Origin of the sequence: Prevotella intermedia ATCC 25611 = DSM 20706 (genome assembly GCF_001953955.1) — a bacterium.
GTDB classification, from domain to species: domain Bacteria; phylum Bacteroidota; class Bacteroidia; order Bacteroidales; family Bacteroidaceae; genus Prevotella; species Prevotella intermedia.
This window is the reverse complement of sequence record NZ_CP019300.1, coordinates 366,914-389,964: the sequence shown is the minus strand read 5'-3', so window position 1 is coordinate 389,964 and position 23,051 is coordinate 366,914. Positions and strand designations below refer to the sequence as shown.

Sequence of the window (23,051 nt, the reverse complement as noted above, 5' to 3'; positions counted from 1 at the left end):
CATCACCACAATCTAATGATAGTGGCAATGTGAGTAAGTTTGGGACGGGTGAAAATTCTTCCCATGTACCAAAGAAAGACAATTCCTCTCACTCCGATGGCATACTCTCTTCGAAAGAAGAAGCCTATGGTATTCGGAATGGAGGGAAAAGAAATGAGTAAGCATCAGCACAGAATGAAGGACAGGTCCTACAGCAAAACGCCATCCCATCTGCAGGCAACGACGGCTTCCATCAGAAGTCCGATGACAACTACTGTACTAACGGATTTCACGGCGACCAATGACAGTCTTGAAGGACATAGGCTGTAAGCTGCATCACAAACCTTCTCAAGGGGTGTTTGCCGATACAGTTTACAAGGGAAACCGAAACAGTCCTCTAAGCCCTGAGGGGAACTTTATTGTTAAAAGCTCCGATTTTTTAGAGGGACTTTTCGAGAAATCCTTTTGTAGTACAAAACAGGTGTCCCTGTTATTGCACTCCTAAAAGTTTTTTGGCTACTCGCAGGCTCGCAGACCTTGTCCTTCTTTCTAATCAGTTTATATTCATCCCTTTTAATCAATTCATTGACAATGAAGAAGAAACATATTACCAAGAAACCGCCAACCAAGGTACACGCTTTCAGGTGTACTGATGAAGTCTGGTTGCAACTCAAAACACTTGCCAAGGAATGTGGCATAAGCCTGAATCGCTATCTGACCGAAACAGGATTGAAGCATCATCCACGACAGCGGCTCTCCAAGGAAGAGGTCGATGCCCTTAATTCCCTTGTCTATGCGAGAACTGACCTGATAAAAATAGCCAACGTCCTTTCCAAGATGACGGATGAGGAAAAGTTGAAACTATTCAAGACGGAGAAGTTCATGACATGGTGGATTAAGTCTGTTGCAGAACTCATCCAACATTGGTATAGCATCGAAGAGAATATCTCATCATCTCTATAGACCAAAGAAAGGAACGTATCATGATTATGCTTGCAAGAGTCGTGCCATACGGCGGCAATGCCGTAAGGTACGCATTGGAGAAAGATAAGGCAAAAGTGGTCAAGGTGAACCACATGCCTGAAGGTATCGCCCCGACCGCCATTTGGTACATGATGAAGCATCATTGCCAGTTGCATCAGCAGGACAGGACTGTCGGGCGAAAGTTGGAACGTTTCATGACCACGTTTGTAATATCCCCCTCAAAGGAAGAGGCAGAGAACTTCACCATGAATGACTGGGCGAGCCTTAGCGATGAAGCTTTGGAAACTTTGGATTCCGTCGGACTCCTCCCCAAGGGCATGAAGAAGGAAGTGAAGACCAATTTCCGCAATTCAATGAATGTGTCTGGCTTGCATTCCGACTCGAAGTCTGGGACGCTGCACCTGCATCTGGACTGTTGCCGTGTTGACCTTGATGGCAATACCAACGATGTTCACGATATTCACAAGAGGGCAATGATGGCTGCGGAAATCATCAACATGAGGCATGGCTGGCAGCAACCTCTGGAGATTCGTGATATGCGGAAGGAAGAGATTGCTGACTTTTGCGAATATACCCTTCAGAAGATGCAGGAGTTTGACATAGACTTCTACTTCAAGATGCTTCGCATGAAGGGCTATGATGTGACACCTCGTTATGACAAGAGTAAGCAACTTGTTGGCTACACCATTAGCAAGAATGCTTCAGTATTCAAGGCTTCTGAAATCGGTCGAAAGTTCATGGTATCACAGCTTGAAGCCACATGGAAGAAGTTCCATCCGAAGCCTGCTCAAGTTAAGGTGAAACCATCTACACCGACTGTTACCCCAAGCAGCCGTTCTGTTCGTCCGACTGCTCAAACAATGATATCTACTCAGCCCAAGGTGCAGCCAAGAGTCCAGGCAAAGCCTGTGCCATCCTTCACTATATTCAACATCGATACACCTATTGGCAGCAAGGCTGTTGAGATTCCCAATTCGGTCAAGGATATTTTCCTCAATGAGGCCCAGGTTCCTGATGGCAATGATACCGCCATTGTCGAGAACGTTGCTCATACCGCCATGCTTCTTTTCGTTGACTACATTGATGCCGCAACATCCATGTCCGAATCTTGCGGAGGTGGTGGCGGCTCGGCACTCGAATCAGGTTGGGGCAAAAAGGATGATGAGGATGAGCGTCAGTATGCTCGCCGATGCCTTCAGATGGCTCATTCCATGTGCAAGCCAAAGTCAGTTAAACGCGGTTTCCACCGTTAAAACAATCACATATATCTATGATAAGAAAAAGTAAAAACAATGAGAACAAGCTTGACTTCGATGTAATGTTCAACGAAGTTCAGGAGGAAATTCAAGAGAAGGATGCCGAACAAGACATCATCAGTCGTGTGCCTGAACTGAAGGAACTAAGTGACAACATCAATAAAGCTACCAATACTTGTGTGAATGCTACGCTTCAATGTGAATCGGTAATCCGGCAGTATCAGCGAGCCGAGGAGAAACTAGGTAATGTCGTTAATACCATCAGTGGCAGGGTTGACATCATCCACGAGCATATCGAGCAAGTCATGGAAGATGCGCCCACAAAGTTGAGGGTGTCAGTGAATGTGTCTGATGCTGATTGGCAGAATATTCAAGACACGTTCGACAAGGAACACAAATGGATGCTTGTCAAGATGCAAGAACATATCCGTGAGGTCAATGCCATGTTTGTTCAAGAACGCAGGAAAGTACGTGACCGATATAAAGAGTTTGATGGCTGTTACCTCGGTCACTATGCTCAATGGTTTTTCTGGTTCTTCTTTACCATCGGAGTCTCTGTAATGGCAGGGGGCATAGCCATGCTAATAGCACGGTATTATGGTCAATAAGCAAATCAAAGAGCAGCTTCAGACGGAACTGCTCTTTGATTTGGTCGATCGTTGATGACAACAGGCCTATGTCGTTAGAATCTCTGTCCACACCGCAACGAAGATTCTATTCTTTGTCAAGTACCTCCCAATGACCACTATAACCACTACCTACATAACGAATGTGAGGCATTTTAGCTATATGGCGCTTGACAGTTCTCAGACCTTTTTTACTCATTTTAGCCAGTTCCTCTGTTGTAATTTGAGGATTCTGTCTAATTTGATTTTCAATCCATTTATCAAGATTGTCTTCTTGAGTGCCATCTTGAGTAATGCCCTTTGCTGGTCTCATGAATGTCACCACAACAAAACCGCCATTGATAGTCCATGTAGGTGATGGAATGCCCCTCTTTTGGCAAGCCTCCATGATGCGTTTCACACCCGCTCCCCAGTTCTCAATATAGGTTGTACTATACAGCACATTAGCTATAAGCGGATTGTATGGATAAGAGATATGAGGCTGAAGGATATTCTCTGGTGTAATCTGAGGCGGCAAAATGCCAGGATTCTCAATCTCAATGCGGTCATCGTAGATGGCGATGCCTATAGTCAGATTATATCGTTCGTACTGACGGTGGCAAAGTGCATTCAGAACCACTTCACGCAGAGCTTCTGCTGGAACTTCCAGATATTCATCACGAACTAGTCCGACAATCTTCCCATGCATATTCAAGTGTTTGCGGAAAAATTCATAGCCTCATTGAGTAATACGAAGATATTGCCCTCCACTCGCTGATTATCTATAAACTCATTCTTGTCTGTTCCCCGAAAACGGGCTAGGCGCATGGTGAACTGCGTGTACATTCCTGTATCTCTTGTGAAGAGTGCTGTAGCTGCATTCAGAGGCTTGTTGCCTATAGTCAACTTCCATTTTCCCAATACATCCTCTACGGGTTCGGTTAGAGCCAGATCAGACAACCTTCCCCTCTCAACACCAAGACGTACAACGCCACGTATCAGTTTCTCATCCAGAGAACTGATGTCAGTAAATTCCGATGGTTGCCGTTCCCAAGCAAACAAATCAGGTTTACTCCTGCGTAACCGCTCTTCATACATGTCACGCGGCATCTCTTTCGTTGTACTCTCCACTTTATAGTAAGGACAACCGTGATAAGTATAAGGCACCATACCCCATGCCCATCCTTCAAAGTGCATGGCAATCACCTTATGACCTGGTCTTTCGGGAACGTCAATATACTCTACCCGTACATCAACCTGCGGTTCCATGTAACTCAGTGCCTGTGCAATCTCCCTTTGAGTATTGTCTGTGACTTGCTGCCCCAGAATCTTCAATGATGTTGGAGCAACGCCAAAGAGGAGCCAGCCACCTTCGGTATTCAAGAAGGCGCAAGCCGTATGCATGCCATCCTTCAGCTCACCTGTTGTCTTCTTCAGTTCCAGCTGACGATGTTCGTCACTCTGTATCAGCGTTTTTAATTCCTCTATTGTAAGTGCCATATCTTTTATAACGTATTATCTGTTGCTTTATTTCCATATCCTTCAGGAATGTCCTCTGATGCCATCATAGGCTCTTCATTCTGTAATATTGTATCTCTATGGCATAATATATCCCTTTTCTTCTGCCTTCTCAACTATTTTCAAGAGTCTGCGACATTGAGCAAGACTTGGCAGAGAGCCTCTACCAATATAAGATGCTATACTCCTAATGAAATCACAATCACCGTAAGAAAGAAGTTCTTCTTTTGTTAATGCATTATAGACTCCAATCCAATATGGGGCACCAAGCTTGAATATCTCAACAGAGGCGTCAATCTTGGAGTTAAATTTGTGAGCTCGTTTGGCTGCCTGTTCCGTTGCCTTTATTTCTTCTTTCGAAATTAACGAGCTGACGAAGGCATCTGATAGCGTAAACTCTACAGCTTTGAAATCATTCCATGTTCCAACAAGGCGAGATAAGCTACGCACAAGTCCACCATCTGCTTTCTTTTCTAAATAGCAGTGTGTAAAGTATGCCAGACGAAGAAGTTCGGTTGCTAAAGCTGGATATAGAGTTTGCTTATTCCAAATACTCGCCCAATCAATATCAGAATCTTTGGGCAGAAGAGTCATCAGTTTGGAAATAGTATATGGCGTAATCTGCGCTTTGTTACCGCCTTTAGGATACCACTCTTCTTTGCTAATGAGTTTGTCAAGCTTGTCGAAAATGATGATCGAACATACGCATTTCTTGAAAAATTCATCGTTGATGCTGTCTCGGTCGTTTTCGTATATGCCATCAATAAAAGGAGCAAAGATTTTGAAGTTGTCAGCAGAACTCTTACAAACTTGGTCAGGATGCATGAGAATAGCATTGTAACATTTCGCCAGTTTCTCTTTTGTTATCATCTGGTCTTTGGGATTCTTCTGCTTAAATAGGTCTCTTTGATGCGCAGTCAGCTTCATCTGTTCCTGCTCCCACTTACCACGAGAACGCTCATAGAACCAGACTGTTTGATAAGGATTGCCACCTATTGGTGGAGCCATAAGCTTGCGTGATAATTGCTCCATCTTTACGTGGAAAGGATGGTTAGAGAAAAAGTCGGCAGGTTTAACTGCATTTTGACTGTTAGCACATTCTGAAATGGTCTTGGTCAGTTCGTTGTAATTCTGCACCTGTTCTTCTGACATGTCATCTTCAACATTCAGCACTGTCAACTTCATAGGTACGAACAAATTATTCATGCCCTTCGGTGCTTCATTTTTGATGATAGCACTCGCCAAGGCTGCAGTAGTTTGTCCTCCGTTGATTATTTGCAAATCCTTGAAATAAGTTATTTTAGAACCATCTACAGAAAACCTTACTGAACGGGCAACAATAGCTATACCATTGTTGTAGGTAAAGAAGTTCTCGGGGTGCTTCATAATGGTACTTCGTATGCCCTTATTAACATTACCTCTAAAACTCAGGAAAGCACGAACATTGCCTTGAAGTAATCTGCTTCCGTAGTCATAATATATTTTAGCAAGGAATTCTCCAGGAATAATTCCTAGGTATGCATCATAATTACTAAGATTACCCAAATCAGCTTTCAAACATGGAATACCATCACAGTTATAGTCTTTTGTCTCAATCTCAAGAATTTCACTGGAGTTAGAGACAAATGTCTGGAAGAATCGCTCTAATGTCCAAACGTTTAATTCCACAGGTCTTCCCAAGAAGTCTGGACGTTTTAGGTTCTTAACCTGTTTACTCAGAGTATAGTTTGATATGATGATAAACTTGAAACGCAAGATTTCGGTTGCCGTCATTCCCTTGCCTATCTTTTTCTTAAACTCGCTGGCAATGTTTACAGCTGGGTCGGAATCATCACAGAAATTGCGAATGTTTCCATTGATGGCTTCTTCTATGAATCTCTGCATATACGATAGCAATTCCTCAATCCGTGTGTTAGTCAGAGTTGGAGCGCTATCGCGCTGATTAGTAAATTCACTAGCAATAAGAACTAAAGCTCCATCTGCTTCATCATATGAATATCCATCAAAGGCTAGAATCTGCCTTCTTGTATTCCTAATTTCAATCGACATAGGAATAGGATCGCTTAGTTCCCCAATATCTTCAAGATCTGTAAGGACACGCTCGATGAAGTAGCTTTCTGGATCAGAACCTTCCAGACTAGCATCATTTCTTATCTCATCGATAAACTGTTTGCGATATTCTTCGATTTCCATATCAGTTGAGTTTAAATGGTTCTATTTTTGTTAAAAGCAACTCATATTGAGCACGTGTAATAGCATTGGGCAGCAAAGATCGATGCAAACGAGGGAAGTTTTGGGTGTCGACCTTGTATTTGTACATATTCTTCAAAGCAAATACCAAATAGTCATTTTCGTTAGAGAAATCAAATCCAAATAGTTGTAGCTTTGCCATAAAGGTTTCCCGCTGATGAGCATTCACCAACAAAGCTATAATACTATTGACAAGTTCGTTTATCCTAATACCATCAAAAGATGGACTCATTTTCTCCAGTTCAAAAACAACCAATGTGCCATCTATGTCACTGTCAAGTTGCTCAATGGAAGAAATGCGAACACTTTCTTTGCCGAAACTGATGCTTTTCACTTCAAACCAGTCTTGTTGGTCTGAAAAATCTTTATGCGTTTTCTCTGGCCCCATCCAGCTATCAAGAGCTCTGTCAATTCCTCTATTAGGTATCATGTAGTCTCTCAAAAAAAGAAGCTCGCCTATCAAGCCCATCATCTCAGTTTCCGTCATGTGGACATTGTCGGGTCGGAACAGTTGCCTCCATGAATAGTAACGTGACCGCAGAGTATGATATGCCGTTTCATCATCGTTCGTCGCTCGAACTGAATCCAAAAGATCTTGACAGAAGGTGCAGAAATACTCTAGCAGGTTATTGTTTTCAAGTGAGAAACGCAGAGTCAGCATGTTTCCTTCTTTATACTGTTCGACAAAAATCACATCAGAACTAGAGATTCTGACAGGTTTGTATTTCCCTCTGAAATCAAAGGCATATCGTGCGTCGTCATCACGTCCTATGTATAGACTCAGGTGGCGGTTATCACCAAATCTTATAAAGTGGCGACTGGGGAAATCCTCCTTGAATATTTTATAAATTTCGTTATTATTCATCGTCATCCTCCTCTTCGGGTTCTTCACCCTCTATGTTCAGTTGTTGGAATATCTTGTTGACTTGGTATTTTATGGCTTTGCCCTCATCTCGAACTCCCGGGCAACCTACCGCAAAAGCTACGATACAGTCTTCGCCAAGTGCTTCTCTGTATTTACATAACATATCTTCTTCTTCGCTGTCAGCCTCTTTAGGTTTGATAAACATAATTACCAGCATGGGCTTCCGCTTGGGAAGAAATCTGAAATAGGCCTTAACAGGAATATCTCTACCTTGACTGTTCTCGCCATCTTTTTCCCATTGACTGCGCTGAGCATTTTCTGCTCTTTCAATATCTTCTTGTGACAGAGCAAAACGTCCCTCCATACTTCCTGTCATTACACGACGACGCGTACTAATTTGTATGATGTTGCGCGTGGTGCTGCAGATAGAACGCTCCATACATTTTACCTGCCGAAGCCCTTCCACATCGTAATGTGTTGTTGATTTACCACTTTCAAACACAATATCCCACAAATCAACACCTTCCGTATCCTCATCTTCCAAGAAACTGATGATGTTATTTGCATCAAAGCGAGGATTTGCCATTGAATATTTAATGCTGCGCAAAAAATTAATAACAACATCTTTAGGAACATCAGCAAAGTATCGGGAGCTACCATCGGAAGTGTCTTTTACATCCTTGCCGGATTTCCTGTAATCAGTAAATCTGAGTGGATAACTTTGTGCAAGAAGGTAGGAAGCAAGTTCTTGAACCCTTTGCGTGTTTATCTTGTTGTGCTCTATCTTTGAAGTGATGTATGGCGTATCATAGATATTACCATAGAAAGAATACATCATATCTTTGCTGGTAGCAGTCCTCATTTTGTTTGAAGCTGTGATTTGCAACTCATCACAGTTATCACGAACTTTAATACCAAAATCCTTTGGGGTTAGTTGCTGGTCAAACATCTCACGGATGTCGTTTTTCAGTTCTGTTGAAGCTTTTGCAACTTCGGCATACCACAAGGCGCTTGTGTGGCTCGTCCATATTTGGAAGAGGTCTTCATAACCTCGTCTGTAACCAAACCAACGTCCCATCTGCATCAGAACATCAAAAGTCGCAGTATTCCGATAGAAGTAGCTCACCATCAGTCCTTCAAGTGTCAATCCGCGTGAAAGAGCAAGACCACCCACTGCAATCACTCGTAGTGATGGATTCTCTTTGTAATTGAGCGATGCACTTTGCTTAGAGCCGTTTACCATTTTAACCTCTATCTTTTCCAATGCTGTCAATAGAGATGCTTTCTGTGAGACACGTTCAAATGTCACGTCATTGACTTGACTGAAATGCTTTTCCCAAATAGAGTTCAATTCTACATATAATGGTAAGTGGAGATTCTTTCTTGAATCGTCGTTAAAATTAATACGAATATCGTTGAATAATTCTTCAAACCATTCAGCGATTTGCTCTGTTATTACTTTTTGAACGTGAATAAAACGGGACATGTTTACCAGCATACTTCTGGGTTCTTTACTTTGCCCTCGTAAATCACGGACGACATTTGATAGACAAAAACACAGAATAGCTTCACGCAGGGAGTCTGGCAAAATACCATCCCATTCTTTTTTGTGTTTATAGTAGAATGCTCCAGAATTGAGCACTTCTGGATTATTTTGAGCTAGGTCTTTATACTCCTCTGAGGCATAATCTGGTTCTGTGATATCCGTAATATAGCGCAGATTACGGTAATAGGCTCCTTCTGGATAAAATATCTTATCTGCCCCCACATAGTTGGACGGAGCCTCTAATGCATAAATGAAGTGCTCTGGAAAGAGGTCCGCATGTTGCATGGAGTCTACAGAGTCAGGATCAATGAACACATTCGCAAATGGTGTGGCAGTAAATCCTACGTATGTGGAATTCATGAAGAGATTACAAATTTGCCGGATGAGCTTGTTAGTGCGGGTAGGGTCGGTCTCATCCTTGCGAGTATTCACAGATGCGTTGTCTGCTTCATCGTCAATAAGAAGCATTGGTACATCCACATATCCTTTTACGGGATCGATATTTTGTTCTCTGAGCCAATTGAAAAGTCTCTGAAGTACCGAAACGTTTTTCTTTATGACAAACAGTACCAAGGAGTTGCTGGCCAATGACATTGTAATTTTGTTGCAGTTGCCAACGAAATCGTTAAGCGTTGACGTAACAGATGTAGCCCTGATTTGTTTGTTGTCTAAGCCCACACCGACTCGTGGGTATTTCTCAACTTTGCCTTCTTTCTTCATGGTTATGCCTACGATGCCCTCATCAATACGCTCCTGCGTCTGTCTACGTAGGTTTTCTGTGATGCCTGTAAGCAGAATAACCACCTTATAACCTGCATCAACTGCCTTACAAACCAAACCTGTATAAGTTGCTGTCTTGCCTGATTGCACATCACCGATGATAAGTCCACGACGGAGACGGGGGACGTCCAGAGCATCATTGGGATTGCCGAGACAATTCATAATGCCTGGCAATGTCACATCTTCAAGTAAGTTGATGCTAATACGGCTGATAGAAGAATGGTTGATGAGATAATCCTTGTATCTCGACCAGAAGAAGTTGTCCTGTATCTCCAAATAGGAGTACCACTCACGCTTTTCATCATAATCGTTGAATATCGCTTGCCCTTTGTTGTGGACAATCTTATATTCATATTCCATATCAATGTAAAGACGTGTCTTTGTGGCTTCTTCACAATCTAGTTTGGATAGCATGACAGCCTGATTGATATAGGTGTCTATATCGTCAGGCTTAAGTTCTTTACCCTGTGATACAGACAGGTTGATAAGGGTTTTTGTCAACTGTCTTAGGTCTATATATTGGCTTTCTGTCATGTTACTGAGTTTTTTCTTTGAGTAATTTCTCTTTTATAGAAGGATATTTACACCAAGGTTCAGAATTCATTAGGTCTTTGACTATTGCTTCCCACCCGTCTGAACGGATGTTCATCATGGTAGTCGCTAATGTCACAGCCATCTGATACACATCATCCAGTCGTTCATCGGTCTCTTCCGGTGCAGAAATAGATTCGTTGCTCTTGTCTATATACAACTGCTGGATAGGCAAGTTGTTTTCAATCTCGTTAAGAAGCATCTCCAAATATCCATAATCTTTATCACTCATTTTATCGCGAACGAACTGAAAAAACCTGCTTTCACGATTTATCTGGTAGAAGAATGTGTTATTTCTGCCTCTTTTCCTATCCCAAATATAATCAATACTATCATTTACTTTTTCTGTTCTTCCTCGATATGTCTGTTGACGGACAGAGAATTCAAGCGCATCCTCCACTGCTTTTTTTAATCTATGAAGTATTTGTTTTGGGATAGAAGCTTGTTGTTTTTTTATGTCGATAGACCAAATATCATCGAGCGAATTGGGGATGTCAACACGAATACGAGCATTCTTAGTTAATTCCGCACGCTGCTTCATCCCAAACCATGTACCCCAAATAATCAATCTTTTGTTACGATATATGTAAAATCCTTGCTTAGCTCGAAGGTTCTCAATACCACCGATGAGTTGTTTGTCCTTCTCTTTCAACTCTGTTGCAAAAGGCAGGATAAACGGACGTATTTTTATCATCCTTTCAATTCCTAAGCTGTCCATTATATCCAACTCGATTTCTTTTTTGACAGTAGTCTTTGGATGCTGTTTAAGGAATGGGTCTAATGGCTTTATATCAAGCTGATTGATAAAGATATGAATTCGTGAAGTTCCGATACCCGACAGATAACGATGGTAAATCAAAGCAAGAGTATTTTCCAATGTGGAACGTAAATCGACCAATGTGGAATAGACTTGTCCTCCACTTGAATTGGACAACACATCGAAGTCTTGCCAGATAACGATTGTACCTTTCTTTTGTTCCTTTAGTTTTGCAATATAGGGTAGCGCATCGATTTCTTTGTTTTCCAACTCTTTTATCATCCAATCCTGGGTTTCAAGAATATGATTGTAGTCCCAAGTGAAGCCATTCAGAGTCTTGTCTTCGTAGCTCACCACAGTCAGACAACGACATTGAGACAGCGAAGCCGACTTCATTCCCATTCCAAAACGCCCCAAGTCTTCTTCTGTGCGTTCTTCCTCTGCTGACAAGCAGCCATAGCGCATCGCCTCAAATAGAACATCAGCAGTCATCCCGTCTCCATCATCAATAATGCCAAGAGCCAATTCATCCATAGGATTGGTTGGGAACAATATGCGGACATTCTGTGCATGTGCGCTGATGCTATTATCAACAACATCTGCTACAGCAGACTCAAATGAGTAGCCCATAGAGCGAAGAGACCCCATCAAAGTCGAAGCCTTCGGTATGTGCCTTCTATCTTTGCTCATGTTCTTTGGTTTGTTTGATGATTTGTTGAAAAACAGCTTTAGCCAACAGGGGAGGGACAGCATTGCCTATTTGTTGTTGGATGTGCATAAGCGGACCTTCAAAGATGAAGGTGTCTGGGAAACTCTGAAGCCTTGCAGCCTCTCTCACCGAGATTCCCCTATCTTCATAAGGATGTATGAGCATACTCTTCCTGTAATTTGAGATTACAACCGAAGGCTGGTCTGCCCTCAGACGCTTGTAGATTCCACTATGGCATCGACCTTTGTCTGCATAGTTCTGCATAAGGTGGTCTGGAATGGCTCGCCAATTTTGGCCTTGCCCAATGTACTTGTAGCGCTCAATAACTAAATCGTTATTTCTCGATACATAGTTTTGACGCGCCTTGTCTGATCCTTGTCGCATTAACAGTTCATAATCGCTCGCATCTTCTGACGATAGGGTATATGCTGCTTCGTCAAGCATCTCTCCATTCTGCAAGGAAGGGAGGTCGCTGATGGCCTCGTCTACTGTAACTCTTGCGGTATGTTTCTCAGGGAATTTGAAGTCAATGCCAAGCCTGTTACCCACCATGAAGAATCGATTCCTGTTTTGGGGAACACCATAGTCGGAAGCCCAAAGAATGGATGAAGAAATATTGTCGTAGCCTTCGATGGTCCGAAAATAATCCTCAATCATCGTCTGGGTTTTACCTTCGTTGATATTTGTTATTCCCCAAACATTCTCCAATACAAACCATTCGGGTCTCAACTCTTTCACAAAACGGACAAACTCCAGAAAAAGGAAGTTCTTCTTGTTGTCCATATTTCTCGTCCTTGTATTGGATAATGAGAATCCTTGACAAGGTGGCCCACCCATAATGACAAAAACTGGTTTCTTGCCATTATGCAATGTCTGCGGCTCTATCTCTTGTATGTCGCCTTGCAACACTTTCGCTCCTTTATGGTTCTGCAAGAAAGTCTTAGCTGCATGAGGATTAATTTCAATGGCGGTACTAATTTTTATTCCTGCCATCTCCGCTCCAAGGCTCAAACCTCCAGCACCAGAAAATATGTCTATTCCATATCGCATGTTCTTTTCTTATCTTTCGCTACCAAATAGCTCTTTAAGTAAATGGACACTTTCAAATATACAAGGTATCTTTTATTATTAGTGAATATCTACCTACTCTTAGTTTGTTTCCTGTGAAGGCAGGTATTGTTTATACTCTCTTACAAGTAGTTCTTTTATGTCTACTTCCAATAAGTCTGCAATCTTTAGTAGACTTGTAACATCTGGCTGAGAAGTGTTTGTACACCATTTAGAAACGGTGGAGGGCTTGACACCCATTTGCTCTGCAAGCCATTTGTTAGTACGCTTCTTCTCTACCAATACGACTTTAATACGATTTATATCTTCCATGTCATTCGGTTTTATGCCACAAAGGTAGTGAAAATAAATCACTTTTACGAAATTAAATCGCTTTAAATCATAAAGAGTCTCCTTTTATATTCTTTTTTATGGATTTTTGACTCTGAAAGCAGAAACAAAGGGGCGTTTCAACACCACCTTCGTAAAATGCAAATGTGGTATAAACTCGATTGTTGGTTTTCTTAGAATGGGAGTGTAATTTCAACACCTCCTCCGTATAACGCTCTAAGTTTGCTCTAATGCCTTCGGCATAAAGGTGCAAAATCTATCGCTTCCTTTACTTTTTCCATTTGTACACCGCTTTTCATTCGTTATTTGCCATGATTATTCATCACAATCTCCACCCCATCGCTCAATGCTCGGATGGCCGAAGGTAAATGGATATTATCATTACCGTCCTTTTTCGATGACGCGAGCACATCCCCTTGTCCGTTCTCCGAGAAGTGTTCATATTGCGAGAAATACTTGTAATAGTGAAACAATCGTGTTGCCACCTTTTCAATCTCAGGAATCCTAGACAAGAAGATCACAACATCTTTGGTCATAACACTCTTTACCCTCGAAAAACCTTCATATTTCAATTGTTGTTTCGATTGCTTTATTACCGTCAACTCTTCCAGATTATCGTCAAATGTCAGCTGTTCCAAGAAACTATCTTCCATTGTCAACTCCCACAAATGGTCTATAAAGACATCATCAAGTATCTTTCCCGTACTTTTCACTTGATCTCTGTATACCTCTTTGCGCTCCAACATAGAGTTGGCATACTCTATTGTTCTCAGATTAAGTTCCTCGTAAGCTCGTTTCTTGCCAGCACGCTGTATGTATAGGGTGAACAAACAATCGGTAAAGCAACAACGCAACAACAATCCTATCGGTAACTGAAAAAATGAAATTTTTCCAGTTTTCAAGACTTGCGCAGTTAACAGCAGTGATGAATACAGATTTGAGTAGATACGGTATAACAGGAGTAGCTTAACCTTCTCAACCCGTTCCTGTTTACCCTGTGGCTGTTCTTTCCCGTACTTTTGAATCTTCTTCAACAAGGTTAACTCTTCAGCAAACAGTTGTTTTATCTCAGTCACCATCATTATATCTCGTGCAACTATTTAATACAAGAAGTTTATAACACCCCTCTTTTACTTGAATTTGCAATTCTTATTCAGTATCTTTATTATCTTTTTTCCTTTTTTTCGACACGCCCTCACTCATCATCTTCATCAGCTCATTTTCGTCCATTTCATTCATCTGATCGAGTAATTCTTCTGATATTGATGGAAAATCTTTCTTCTCTAGCTTCACACGTTCTCTTGGCGGTGCTGGTGGTTCATTCCTCAATGGTTGTATCTCGTCTATTTCCTCACCCGTCCTATAAGCAGCAGCTCCTGTCAGTCATGCTATTAACGCATGAGGATGGTTGCCATATTGCTTCTCTCCTACCAGACTCCAGAACAACACCAAACCTTTAGCCTCCATATATTCATCCAGTTTGCTTCGTAATACCAACAACGCATGCAGAGGATCACCTGGTATATTTCGATTGATTGCTACAATTTTGCCATGTGCATCGCGAATAATACCGCGTTCAGCTGTATGCCAGCCAAACATTTCCATCATATCTCTGCATGGCATGTATGCCGTACTCATAAATCGATGATCATCATCAATCCCTTTATAATCCTCCTGTAGTTGGGCTTCGTAAGCCAATTTCATTTCTCCGCCACCTTCATCAAAGATTTCGTCGTCCTCGTCCCCTAATTGCAAATAACTATCTGCCCATGGATATTCATTCCATCTGTAATCAATGCTACCACTATGCTCTGGCATCCAACGTCCATAGAAATTCGCGTTCGAAGCCCAAGATCTCAGCTTCTCAAAATTATTTTTATTTGCAAACGCTCCATTGTATAACACAAATTGCTCACGTTTATCATCACCCTTCTCTTCCTTAATGGTACTATAGGCTTGTAAAACAATCCACTCTTTTCCATCGTGATCTTTCAAGCTAAAATACAATGGAGGCATCTGGCGCTCATCTTGCAACCATTCTTTGGCAATTTGCTTCATCGTCGATGCTGGTCGTAACACATCAAACAGTTGGTGTGACTTCTCCAAAGTCAAATCCTTATCCGTGAGCGTAGGATCGTAGTAATCATGCTCTCTGGCATACCAAGGGTAGTTCTTTTCTGCAAATCGTTCTCGTGCAGACCAGAGGTTAATATTTATCTGACAAGTATCGCACAGATAGGCATAGACCCTATACAGACCTATCCACTGGTATTTCTTTCCTATACGCTCTACAGAGTTCTCTGCGCGAGTTTGATATGGCACATCTGAATCATATTTTCCCAACTCATCATTCCATCCAAACTTATGCTTTATCAAATAAGCTATTGCATACTCAATTTTCCTCAAGCTCACGCCTTTTCCGTCGCGGAAGAAGATTCTGGATACGTTGTTACTGTTTGTTCCGATAATGTAACGGCTGAAGTCCCAATGAAACAGCGAACGGGTAATCTGTTTTCCACCATATGTTTCACCAAAATATCCATCAGCCTCGTAGTCATCTTCGGGCATCTCTGCAAAAATATCTTCAGTTACATTATAAGGCGGTTGAGCTTTATTCCATGCATCTATTGTAGGGTCTTGATGATTAGCCAACTCTAGAATCTTAAGTGTCCAATGCCTAACCATCAAGTCTTGTGGCGCTTTTCCTGCTTCTCCGTAATGGTAAGATAAAATTTGTTCTGCAACACCTCTGCTGAAATCAGCTTTGTCAACGCTGACAATTACACCATAAACCGCGGTATATAGGCCTGATAGGATATACGGGTCATTCACAGCATGGAACTTGACTATCATTTCGTTTGTTTTGTCTGCATGCTCTGATAATAGTTCTTTCACTTTCCTCATCATATAAGCCCTTAAATAAGGGAAACTTGTGCTCAGCATCCATATTTCAACCGTCAGCAACGTTTCTATTTCGTGCTGCAAGGTAAGTTGTAGAGGTTCTAAAAGATCCTGATAATACGCTCCATCGAACAATCCGTTCACATTGGTTGTCCATGCCAAGTCGCGCACAGACATAGTCATATCCATCAACTTAGCATGTACTTTATCCATCAGCCCCGTACTGTACAGTTCAATGTTCTGCAATATAAGTTCGGGTTGGATATAGTCAGGATTGTTTTGAAGGATACTCCCTATAATATCCGAAGTAAGTGTATTCTCTTCATCTCGCTGATTACGTAAAGGCATACTGCTTAACAATAGACTCGTCAGTTTTCCTTTCATGAACTCAGGTTTTTGCCATATAGCTGCAGGTGGGTTCCATACACTCAGAAAGGCTTTTACAAAATTAAGTTTCTTCTGCCAATTTTGATTCGAACTATAATCAGCATCCATTTTATCGTATATTCTAACGAGTGTCTTAAAGCGGTCGCCGTCATCACAATTACGGCTCAGCAGACGTTCTGCTTTCAAGTAGTCACCCATCGAATCGAACTCAAAATCTACAAAGTCATCTTTTTCAGTAGTATATTCACGAAGCAGATTGGCTTCTAGACAGTTTCTCAATAGGCTATTTTTCCACGTCCTGAAAGGACAAAGTTTATAAGAACGCTTATAAGCCAATTGCCTTGGCAAGTCATCACATTGGAACTGTTCAAGTGAGCGTTGTGCAACCCACAATATATACTTGCTGGTTATATCCCGTTTTACATCTTCATCCACGCCGTCAGATATTTCGTAGTTACGCTTTTCTAAATATCGCTTATAGATGGGAAGCCTTAATACCTTCTCTCGTTCTTCTTGTGTCTGACTATAGTAAGTTTCACAAAACATTCTCAGAAATAACGGATTGGTGAATTCCGCTATTTTTGTATATGGTGCTTCGTTCGTCATAATCTCGTATGCCTCGAAATAATTCCCGATTGCCTTTTTGCGGTTCTTAAAACCTTCTACCCTCAAAGAATGCCAATCGTCTCTCAGGATATCGTTGAGTTGGTCTTCTTTCGAAAGCGTCCTAAGCGATACTATCATCTTCAGATGACTGTAACGGGAAATCTTGTTCTTTAGAATTGGTAATTGCTCCATCCAAAAGTGAGTACCCGCCCCTTCATTCAGAGCATCAATAATGATAGTTGCAGTTTTCCCTTCTTCATGTGCAAGTTCATCATTCAGTTCTTTAAGCGGATCACTACTTTTCCACCCCATAACACGTGCTATAGTATTCTCTGGATCTTCCAAGGATGAAAATTCCGAACCTAATAGCATATATATCCGTTGGCAATTACTTATTTCAAGAGCCTCCCTATAAAGCAAATGAGACTTTCCGCACCCAGCAGTACCACTAACGTGCATAAATTGTCTTTCTTCGTATAACCTCTTATTACGAAGCCATGTATATATCTTTTTATAAATGGATCGCAACTCCTTACTGTGGTCAGCATGGAGTTTCTTTTCGCTATCCCTCAAATTAAATAGCTTCTCCATTTCGCCTTTGACCCCATCTGTGATAATTCCATCTTGTAAATAGTTTACAAGTTGAGTGATACTATCAATATATGATAGTCTGACACCAGCCATTTTATCATACCAAGCCTTATACTCATCATGTATTTCAACCCGTTCCTCTTCAAATCCATAGCCGCAAAATCGCTGTATTGTCTTTTCTACTTCCTCATTTTCTACATGAACCTTGTCATTATAACGTGTTTTGAGCATGTCGGCAGTGTGCTCTCGTATGTGGTTATAACTCCTTCTCAGACCATACGGGGTGTTATCATATAAATCGTTATTCTCCTCTATTCTGATTTCTGTTTCCTTTTCAACCAGTTCTTTAATGGCTGCGATGGAAAGATAGCCTAACGAATAGTAGAGTTGGTCTGTTTCTATACCTACAACCATTCCGAAGTCATTAATCACTGGCGACCCAGAAAAACCTTCATAGCTATTGAAGCCAAAACTGTCAGTTCTTACAACCATTCGGTCAAAGCCCCCTTTAAGGTCTGCTTTCTCCCGACTATTTTTTACAGTCACCCCGAAATAATCCACGCCGTTTCCCAGTTCTCTCGGATACCCGACTATCAACAAATCAATACTCTCTTTAAACTTACTGGCTAGTAATGGCAGTACATACTCATTAGGGCATATATAGTCAACACATTCCAAAATAGCGACATCAGGGTTGGCTTGATGTACAAGTACGCGGCAAACCTTGTACTCCTCTTCCACAACCACTGCAACCATTGCCTCTTTGTCTAAAATATACTCAGCTATTACATGGCCTGCTGTTAACAGGTGTGTTGGCGTTACAAAGAAAGCTGTGCCACTTACATAGCTTCCACAAAATACGGGAACTACACCCTTGTCTCCGTAATTGTCAATATTCAAATTCATATGTATTGTCTGTATTCAACTGTGTATGATGATTATTAAGCAATTGTATTGCATTTTCTTTATTCAGTTCTTTCCAAAGGTTGATTCCTTTCTCATGGTTATAATGAATCTCCCGTTGTACTATTCCCTCAGCCAGCGGTTTCATAACTATTTTTGCAACAGTTTCAACATCTGGCCCCTCATTATCTTTTCCGCCTGTAAAGAAGTAGTGAGCCGAATCAACTTTAGCATTTAGTTCTATACTAGTATTATGCTTGCTCCCGTGGTGTGACACCTTCACAGCTTCAAACCATATTCTGTCATCATCGATATCATTTAATTCATTCACGACTTGTGATGATACGGCATCTCCCATCAGAAGAATGCGTTTCAGCTCTTCACCACCTTCCCAACAGAAAGCGAGTGAAGCTTTATTAGCATTGGTAACACTATTTTCTTCTGCATTTGTTTTTGCGTTATTAATCAGCGTTTCTTTAGTGATGGCTGCAGCATTGACTTTTCTTGACAAAGAAGGCCTTTTACGTAATTCTGATAGTCGCAGCATCAATTCGTAGTATTTATCCTGATCCAAGAAATCCTCATTTGGAGGTGCAGAACCTAATCTTTTGGCATATTCCAATTTTACATCGTGTAGCAAATTGTCCATCACATCTTGTGTTGGAGACAGCACTCTCAGTCTTCCCCATTTTTCATCATTACCAAGCGGTATCGTTTCCCCTGCCAATATCGGAGCTTGTCTCCATACGACTTTCCATCGTGGATGCTTATTCAACTCAGTGATTAAACATGCCGCATCCATTCCATTCGTTTTTTGCAATGCTTCATCTACCGTCGGTGGCAATAATTCAGTCACTGCTTTTAGTTTTGCTATAGTTTCGGATGGCAATAGCTGAGATTGTTCCGTTTGCGGCTGAAACCCATTGAACAGAATCATCCCTATTTGCATCTCTGCAAAATCAGGGGTACGCATTAGCTTGGTTATACCATTAGCATGGTCACTGTCAATATGAGTAACTATGAGTACATCTATATGTTTGTAAAGTTCATCACGTATATAAGCTTTTATCTCATCTGTCAATACATTGCAGTCCATCATAATATGAAAACGGCTGCCATCCGTCTCATCTTTCATTACGAGAAAGATACAGTCGCCTGCTCCTGATTCAAATGTTTTTATTATTGCTCTCATAGCCTATACATACTGATTTACATGCCTGCATTATTCCATTAGCTCCAATAGTTTCTGAAACATATCCTGCTTATCTTCCTTCATCCTCCACTTATTCATCACACCTTCATCAGCCACTTCCACACCGGTACCACGGGTATTTCCTTTTCCGTGCCCTCCTCATCGTAAGTAATCAGCAGGCACTTCCAGTCCTCGTGCGCTTTGGCATACTTGACCAGTGGTGGCACCTCCCTGTTGTAAGTGGTCTCATCCTTGATGCTGTAGGACACCTGTATGGCTAGCTTCTCGTCAGGTACTATGAAGTCTATCTCCTTGTCAGCATTCAGATAATACACATTCTCCTTGCCGTATCGTCTGAATAGCTCCACCGCCACCATGTTCTCCAGTAGCGATGTCTCTGAGTTCATCAGGAACAGGTTCAGTAAACCGTTATCAACGAAGTAGTATTTCTTCTGTGTCTCCTTCTCCGTCAGCTTCCCAATCTCATTCTCCATGGGCAATATTAGCCAACTATCAGCGGCATAATCCGCATAGTCTATCGTAGTAGGCACACTGATGGGCGACCCCGTTGCCACTATCACGTTCTTCAGCCTGTTATACGACAGTGGTTGCTTCACGCTTTCTGCCATTTTCTTGATCAAGATGTTCAGCACTCTGTCGTTTTTAATGTTATTTCGGGCGCAGATGTCACCTAGGTAGATCTTCTGGTACAAGCTTGAAAGCATAGCCCGCTTGTTCTGAAACGACAGGATCTCTGGCAGACCGCCGTAATAGAAATACTCATTCAGATGCCGCTTCACCTCACTTCTCTGAATCGTGTCATACTCCCAATGCTCCCTCAGTTCCACCTGCTGCGCTGCCAGATACTCTTTGAATGAATATGGGTACGCATCGTAGATAAAGAACCGTCCGCCCAACGTAGTCGCCACCTCCTTGCTCAGCATCTTCGCATTGCTACCTGTCACATACACCCTGTATTTCGCATCAGTCAACCTACGCACGAACTTATCCCAATGCGGAATGTTCTGCACCTCGTCCAAAAACACCACCGGCTTCTTACCATACAGTTCCAGATGGGCTTCCAGCAGACTGTTAAAGTCTTCCGTCTGGAATTCCGCCAGACGCTCATCCTCAAAGTCCACAAACAGAATCTCGTCCCATCCCTTTCCTTCCTCCTGCAGCTGACGCACGCGCTGATACAGCAGATACGACTTACCCGCATGCCTCACGCCAACTATCACATAATTGCCATTCTCTTCAAAGTCTGTAGGACGGTTCACAAGTACCGCCTCATCCACTTCGCGCTGCTTACTAATCAGGCACTGTTTGATGACATCTTTACTAATACTCATATAAATTACATTTAATAAGAAGTATATATTCTTATAAAGTTTGGTTTACAAAGTTAGGTATTTTCTATAAAACGAAATTAATAACCTTTAGTTTTTTATAATCTTTTTGCACTTTTTTATCACGAATCATTATTTCCCATAACCTATACTTTTGCTAGGGTTTGTCTATTGTATTTGGCATTGCCCTAAACACTTCTGTCAAATACGATACAATCCTTCTTCCACGTTGCCACTTTGAACTCTTGGAAGCCTCAAAATTCTTCTTCTCATACATAATGAAGGAATCAACCCTCTGGGCTGGGTCGTATTTGTATTCCTTGTCAGCGAAAGAACAAATGGCACGTAGGAATACCGCAAAGGATATGTCAGAACTAAGATGATTGGATCGGATGAGTGCCGCCTTGATGTAGGCTGTCTCATATTCGTGTTCCATATCATTGAGTGCAGTCATTATCGCTTCCTTCAAAGCTTGCTCGTCATCTGCAATGAGAATGTCATCAAGGCTCCGTTCTTCTTGCAGGATGGTTCTGCGGCCATGCTTGCCTTGCGTATTGGCAAGGGTGGTCTTTATCGCTTGGCGCAACTCTGAATCTTCAACACCCTTGGACTGCTTGGTCCACTCTGTTTTCTTGTCGAGTCCCTTCGTGATACTGGTCTCAACAAGGCTTTCAACGATGGCTTTGACGCTTTCACGAATATACGAAGTCTGTTTGGTGCCAAGGCTAACCTTGCTAAGTGCCATCGCACTTTTGGGCAGTCCGTGGTCATAGCAGACATAGTACAACGTACACATCAATAAGGAATTGCTACCTGCCATTATCTGATTGCGAACTTTGATGAACATCTCTGGCAACGCTTGGATGGCAGAGAGCATGATTCTCTTTGATAACGTGAGTTCGATATAAGCTCTATGCAATTATTCTGCTTTTATCAATTATTTCTATGTTCATTTCTGGCTTCTTTGGCAACAGATTGTATGCAATGAGTCCTGCTATCAGATTTGTTGCAAAGTTATCAAAAGAGCGATGTCTGGTGTGTTCTATCTGACATACATTCTTCAGTTCATCGTTCACCGTCTCTATCACAGAACGCTTTCTGAGCAACAACTTATCATACAGGCTCATCAGGGAGTTCTTCATGTTCTTCTTTATCTTTGTCACTAAATGTATATTGTCCACAAAGAGCATCTCAAAGAGGTTCTGACTGATATACCCCCTGTCTGCGAAGAGTTTCCCAAACAACCTCTCGGTGAAGCGTTTGTCCTTCAGTGGCTCCCTGTCATCTACGTTTCCTGGCGTGAGCTTCCACTGGATAATCTCTCCCTTGTCATTGATGACAAGATGTAGCTTGAAGCCGTAGAACCAGCCCATGGTGCACTTTCCCTTTGCCGCCCAGCCCCTCATGGTCCTGTGCTGCCGCTCACGCTTGATGTGGCAGGAAGCCAGTGGTGTGGAATCAATGATGGATATGCCTGAACACTTGCCCAGTGCACATGTCTGGAGAAACAGCAACAGGTGCAGTGCGACCTGTGCTTGTCGCTCGACGAAGCGGTTGTAGGAAATCCGATGTGGGAAGTCTCCACGCATATGCTGGCAGATATAGCCTAAGTAGAAGGACTTGAGGTCTCGGAAGCGGTGAGTGTGGAACAGGACCAGAATGGTCATGATTTCACTGTCTGACATACGGGAAACACGGTTACGGTGCCGCTTGCCGGGTACCTGAAGCGTATGTTTTTTCAACTCTGGAGTAAAATACTTGCAAAAATCGTCGAATATACAGAATATTTCTATTAAATTTGTATCAGTCATAGGAGTGGGTATTTGTTTGTAACTCTTTGGTTTACAAGTATAAAGGTACAAAAAATATTCCACTCCTACAACT

The 23,051-nt window shown here is 42.0% G+C and carries 19 protein-coding genes; 4 read left to right on the top strand and 15 right to left on the bottom strand.

Annotated features, from left to right (window positions below; translation table 11 throughout):
- Positions 1 to 96 precede the first annotated feature (96 nt).
- The 4 genes from BWX39_RS11980 (at position 97) to BWX39_RS01685 (ending at position 2,827) form a co-directional block, all read left to right on the top strand.
- Entirely contained in the window at positions 97 to 309 is a 213-nt protein-coding gene (locus tag BWX39_RS11980) for a hypothetical protein (protein ID WP_147285767.1), read from the top strand.
- Positions 310 to 570: 261 nt separating this feature from the next.
- Positions 571 to 942 (top strand): plasmid mobilization protein, encoded by a 372-nt coding sequence (locus BWX39_RS01695; protein ID WP_028906069.1) that lies wholly within the window; start codon positions 571 to 573, stop codon positions 940 to 942.
- Positions 943 to 1,016: 74 nt separating this feature from the next.
- On the top strand, positions 1,017 to 2,216 hold the full coding sequence (locus BWX39_RS01690) for a hypothetical protein (protein ID WP_244271491.1): 1,200 nt from the start codon (positions 1,017 to 1,019) through the stop codon (positions 2,214 to 2,216).
- A gap of 17 nt (positions 2,217 to 2,233) precedes the next feature.
- Positions 2,234 to 2,827 carry a hypothetical protein gene (locus BWX39_RS01685; RefSeq protein WP_099046229.1) on the top strand — a complete coding sequence of 198 codons (594 nt, stop codon included), beginning with the start codon at positions 2,234 to 2,236 and terminating at the stop codon, positions 2,825 to 2,827.
- 106 nt (positions 2,828 to 2,933) lie between these two features.
- Here BWX39_RS01685 and BWX39_RS01680 read toward each other — a convergent pair whose 3' ends face one another.
- The 15 genes from BWX39_RS01680 to BWX39_RS01615 all read right to left on the bottom strand — a co-directional run bounded on the left by BWX39_RS01680 (position 2,934) and on the right by BWX39_RS01615 (position 22,978).
- A complete protein-coding gene (locus tag BWX39_RS01680; protein ID WP_051129514.1) occupies positions 2,934 to 3,533 on the bottom strand; it encodes an ATP-binding protein in 600 nt (199 codons plus the stop codon).
- A 2-nt stretch (positions 3,534 to 3,535) separates the two neighbouring features.
- Positions 3,536 to 4,324 (bottom strand): AlbA family DNA-binding domain-containing protein, encoded by a 789-nt coding sequence (locus tag BWX39_RS01675; RefSeq protein WP_051129515.1) that lies wholly within the window; start codon positions 4,322 to 4,324, stop codon positions 3,536 to 3,538.
- 96 nt (positions 4,325 to 4,420) lie between these two features.
- The gene (locus tag BWX39_RS01670; protein ID WP_028906072.1) at positions 4,421 to 6,535 is read right to left on the bottom strand and encodes an AIPR family protein; all 2,115 of its coding nucleotides are present in this window, start codon (positions 6,533 to 6,535) and stop codon (positions 4,421 to 4,423) included.
- A gap of 1 nt (position 6,536) precedes the next feature.
- Positions 6,537 to 7,457, bottom strand: a complete 921-nt coding sequence (locus BWX39_RS01665) for a PD-(D/E)XK motif protein (RefSeq protein ID WP_036860788.1) — start codon at positions 7,455 to 7,457, stop codon at positions 6,537 to 6,539.
- Complete coding sequence (locus tag BWX39_RS01660; protein WP_028906074.1) at positions 7,450 to 10,317, bottom strand: Z1 domain-containing protein; 2,868 nt, start codon at positions 10,315 to 10,317, stop codon at positions 7,450 to 7,452. The genes BWX39_RS01665 and BWX39_RS01660 overlap by 8 nt, the downstream gene beginning before the upstream one ends.
- A 1-nt stretch (position 10,318) precedes the next feature.
- Entirely contained in the window at positions 10,319 to 11,821 is a 1,503-nt protein-coding gene (locus tag BWX39_RS01655) for an ATP-binding protein (protein ID WP_028906075.1), read from the bottom strand.
- Positions 11,808 to 12,890 carry a DNA cytosine methyltransferase gene (locus tag BWX39_RS01650; protein ID WP_028906076.1) on the bottom strand — a complete coding sequence of 361 codons (1,083 nt, stop codon included), beginning with the start codon at positions 12,888 to 12,890 and terminating at the stop codon, positions 11,808 to 11,810. Before BWX39_RS01650 ends, BWX39_RS01655 begins: the two co-directional genes overlap by 14 nt.
- Positions 12,891 to 12,989: 99 nt before the next feature.
- The gene (locus BWX39_RS01645; RefSeq protein ID WP_036860783.1) at positions 12,990 to 13,220 is read right to left on the bottom strand and encodes a helix-turn-helix transcriptional regulator; all 231 of its coding nucleotides are present in this window, start codon (positions 13,218 to 13,220) and stop codon (positions 12,990 to 12,992) included.
- 320 nt (positions 13,221 to 13,540) lie between these two features.
- Complete coding sequence (locus BWX39_RS01640; RefSeq protein WP_028906078.1) at positions 13,541 to 14,320, bottom strand: hypothetical protein; 780 nt, start codon at positions 14,318 to 14,320, stop codon at positions 13,541 to 13,543.
- Between the two features lie 67 nt (positions 14,321 to 14,387).
- The gene (locus tag BWX39_RS12085) at positions 14,388 to 14,567 is read right to left on the bottom strand and encodes a hypothetical protein (RefSeq protein WP_036860785.1); all 180 of its coding nucleotides are present in this window, start codon (positions 14,565 to 14,567) and stop codon (positions 14,388 to 14,390) included.
- 54 nt (positions 14,568 to 14,621) lie between these two features.
- Positions 14,622 to 18,629, bottom strand: a complete 4,008-nt coding sequence (locus tag BWX39_RS01635) for a serine protease (protein ID WP_028906079.1) — start codon at positions 18,627 to 18,629, stop codon at positions 14,622 to 14,624.
- Complete coding sequence (locus BWX39_RS01630) at positions 18,613 to 19,818, bottom strand: ComEC/Rec2 family competence protein (RefSeq protein ID WP_028910953.1); 1,206 nt, start codon at positions 19,816 to 19,818, stop codon at positions 18,613 to 18,615. The genes BWX39_RS01635 and BWX39_RS01630 overlap by 17 nt, the downstream gene beginning before the upstream one ends.
- A gap of 98 nt (positions 19,819 to 19,916) precedes the next feature.
- Complete coding sequence (locus tag BWX39_RS01625) at positions 19,917 to 21,170, bottom strand: ATP-binding protein (RefSeq protein ID WP_028906081.1); 1,254 nt, start codon at positions 21,168 to 21,170, stop codon at positions 19,917 to 19,919.
- A 154-nt stretch (positions 21,171 to 21,324) separates the two neighbouring features.
- On the bottom strand, positions 21,325 to 22,044 hold the full coding sequence (locus BWX39_RS12325; protein WP_244271490.1) for a hypothetical protein: 720 nt from the start codon (positions 22,042 to 22,044) through the stop codon (positions 21,325 to 21,327).
- Between the two features lie 34 nt (positions 22,045 to 22,078).
- Positions 22,079 to 22,978 carry an IS982 family transposase gene (locus BWX39_RS01615; protein WP_076123173.1) on the bottom strand — a complete coding sequence of 300 codons (900 nt, stop codon included), beginning with the start codon at positions 22,976 to 22,978 and terminating at the stop codon, positions 22,079 to 22,081.
- Between the last annotated feature and the right edge of the window lie 73 nt (positions 22,979 to 23,051).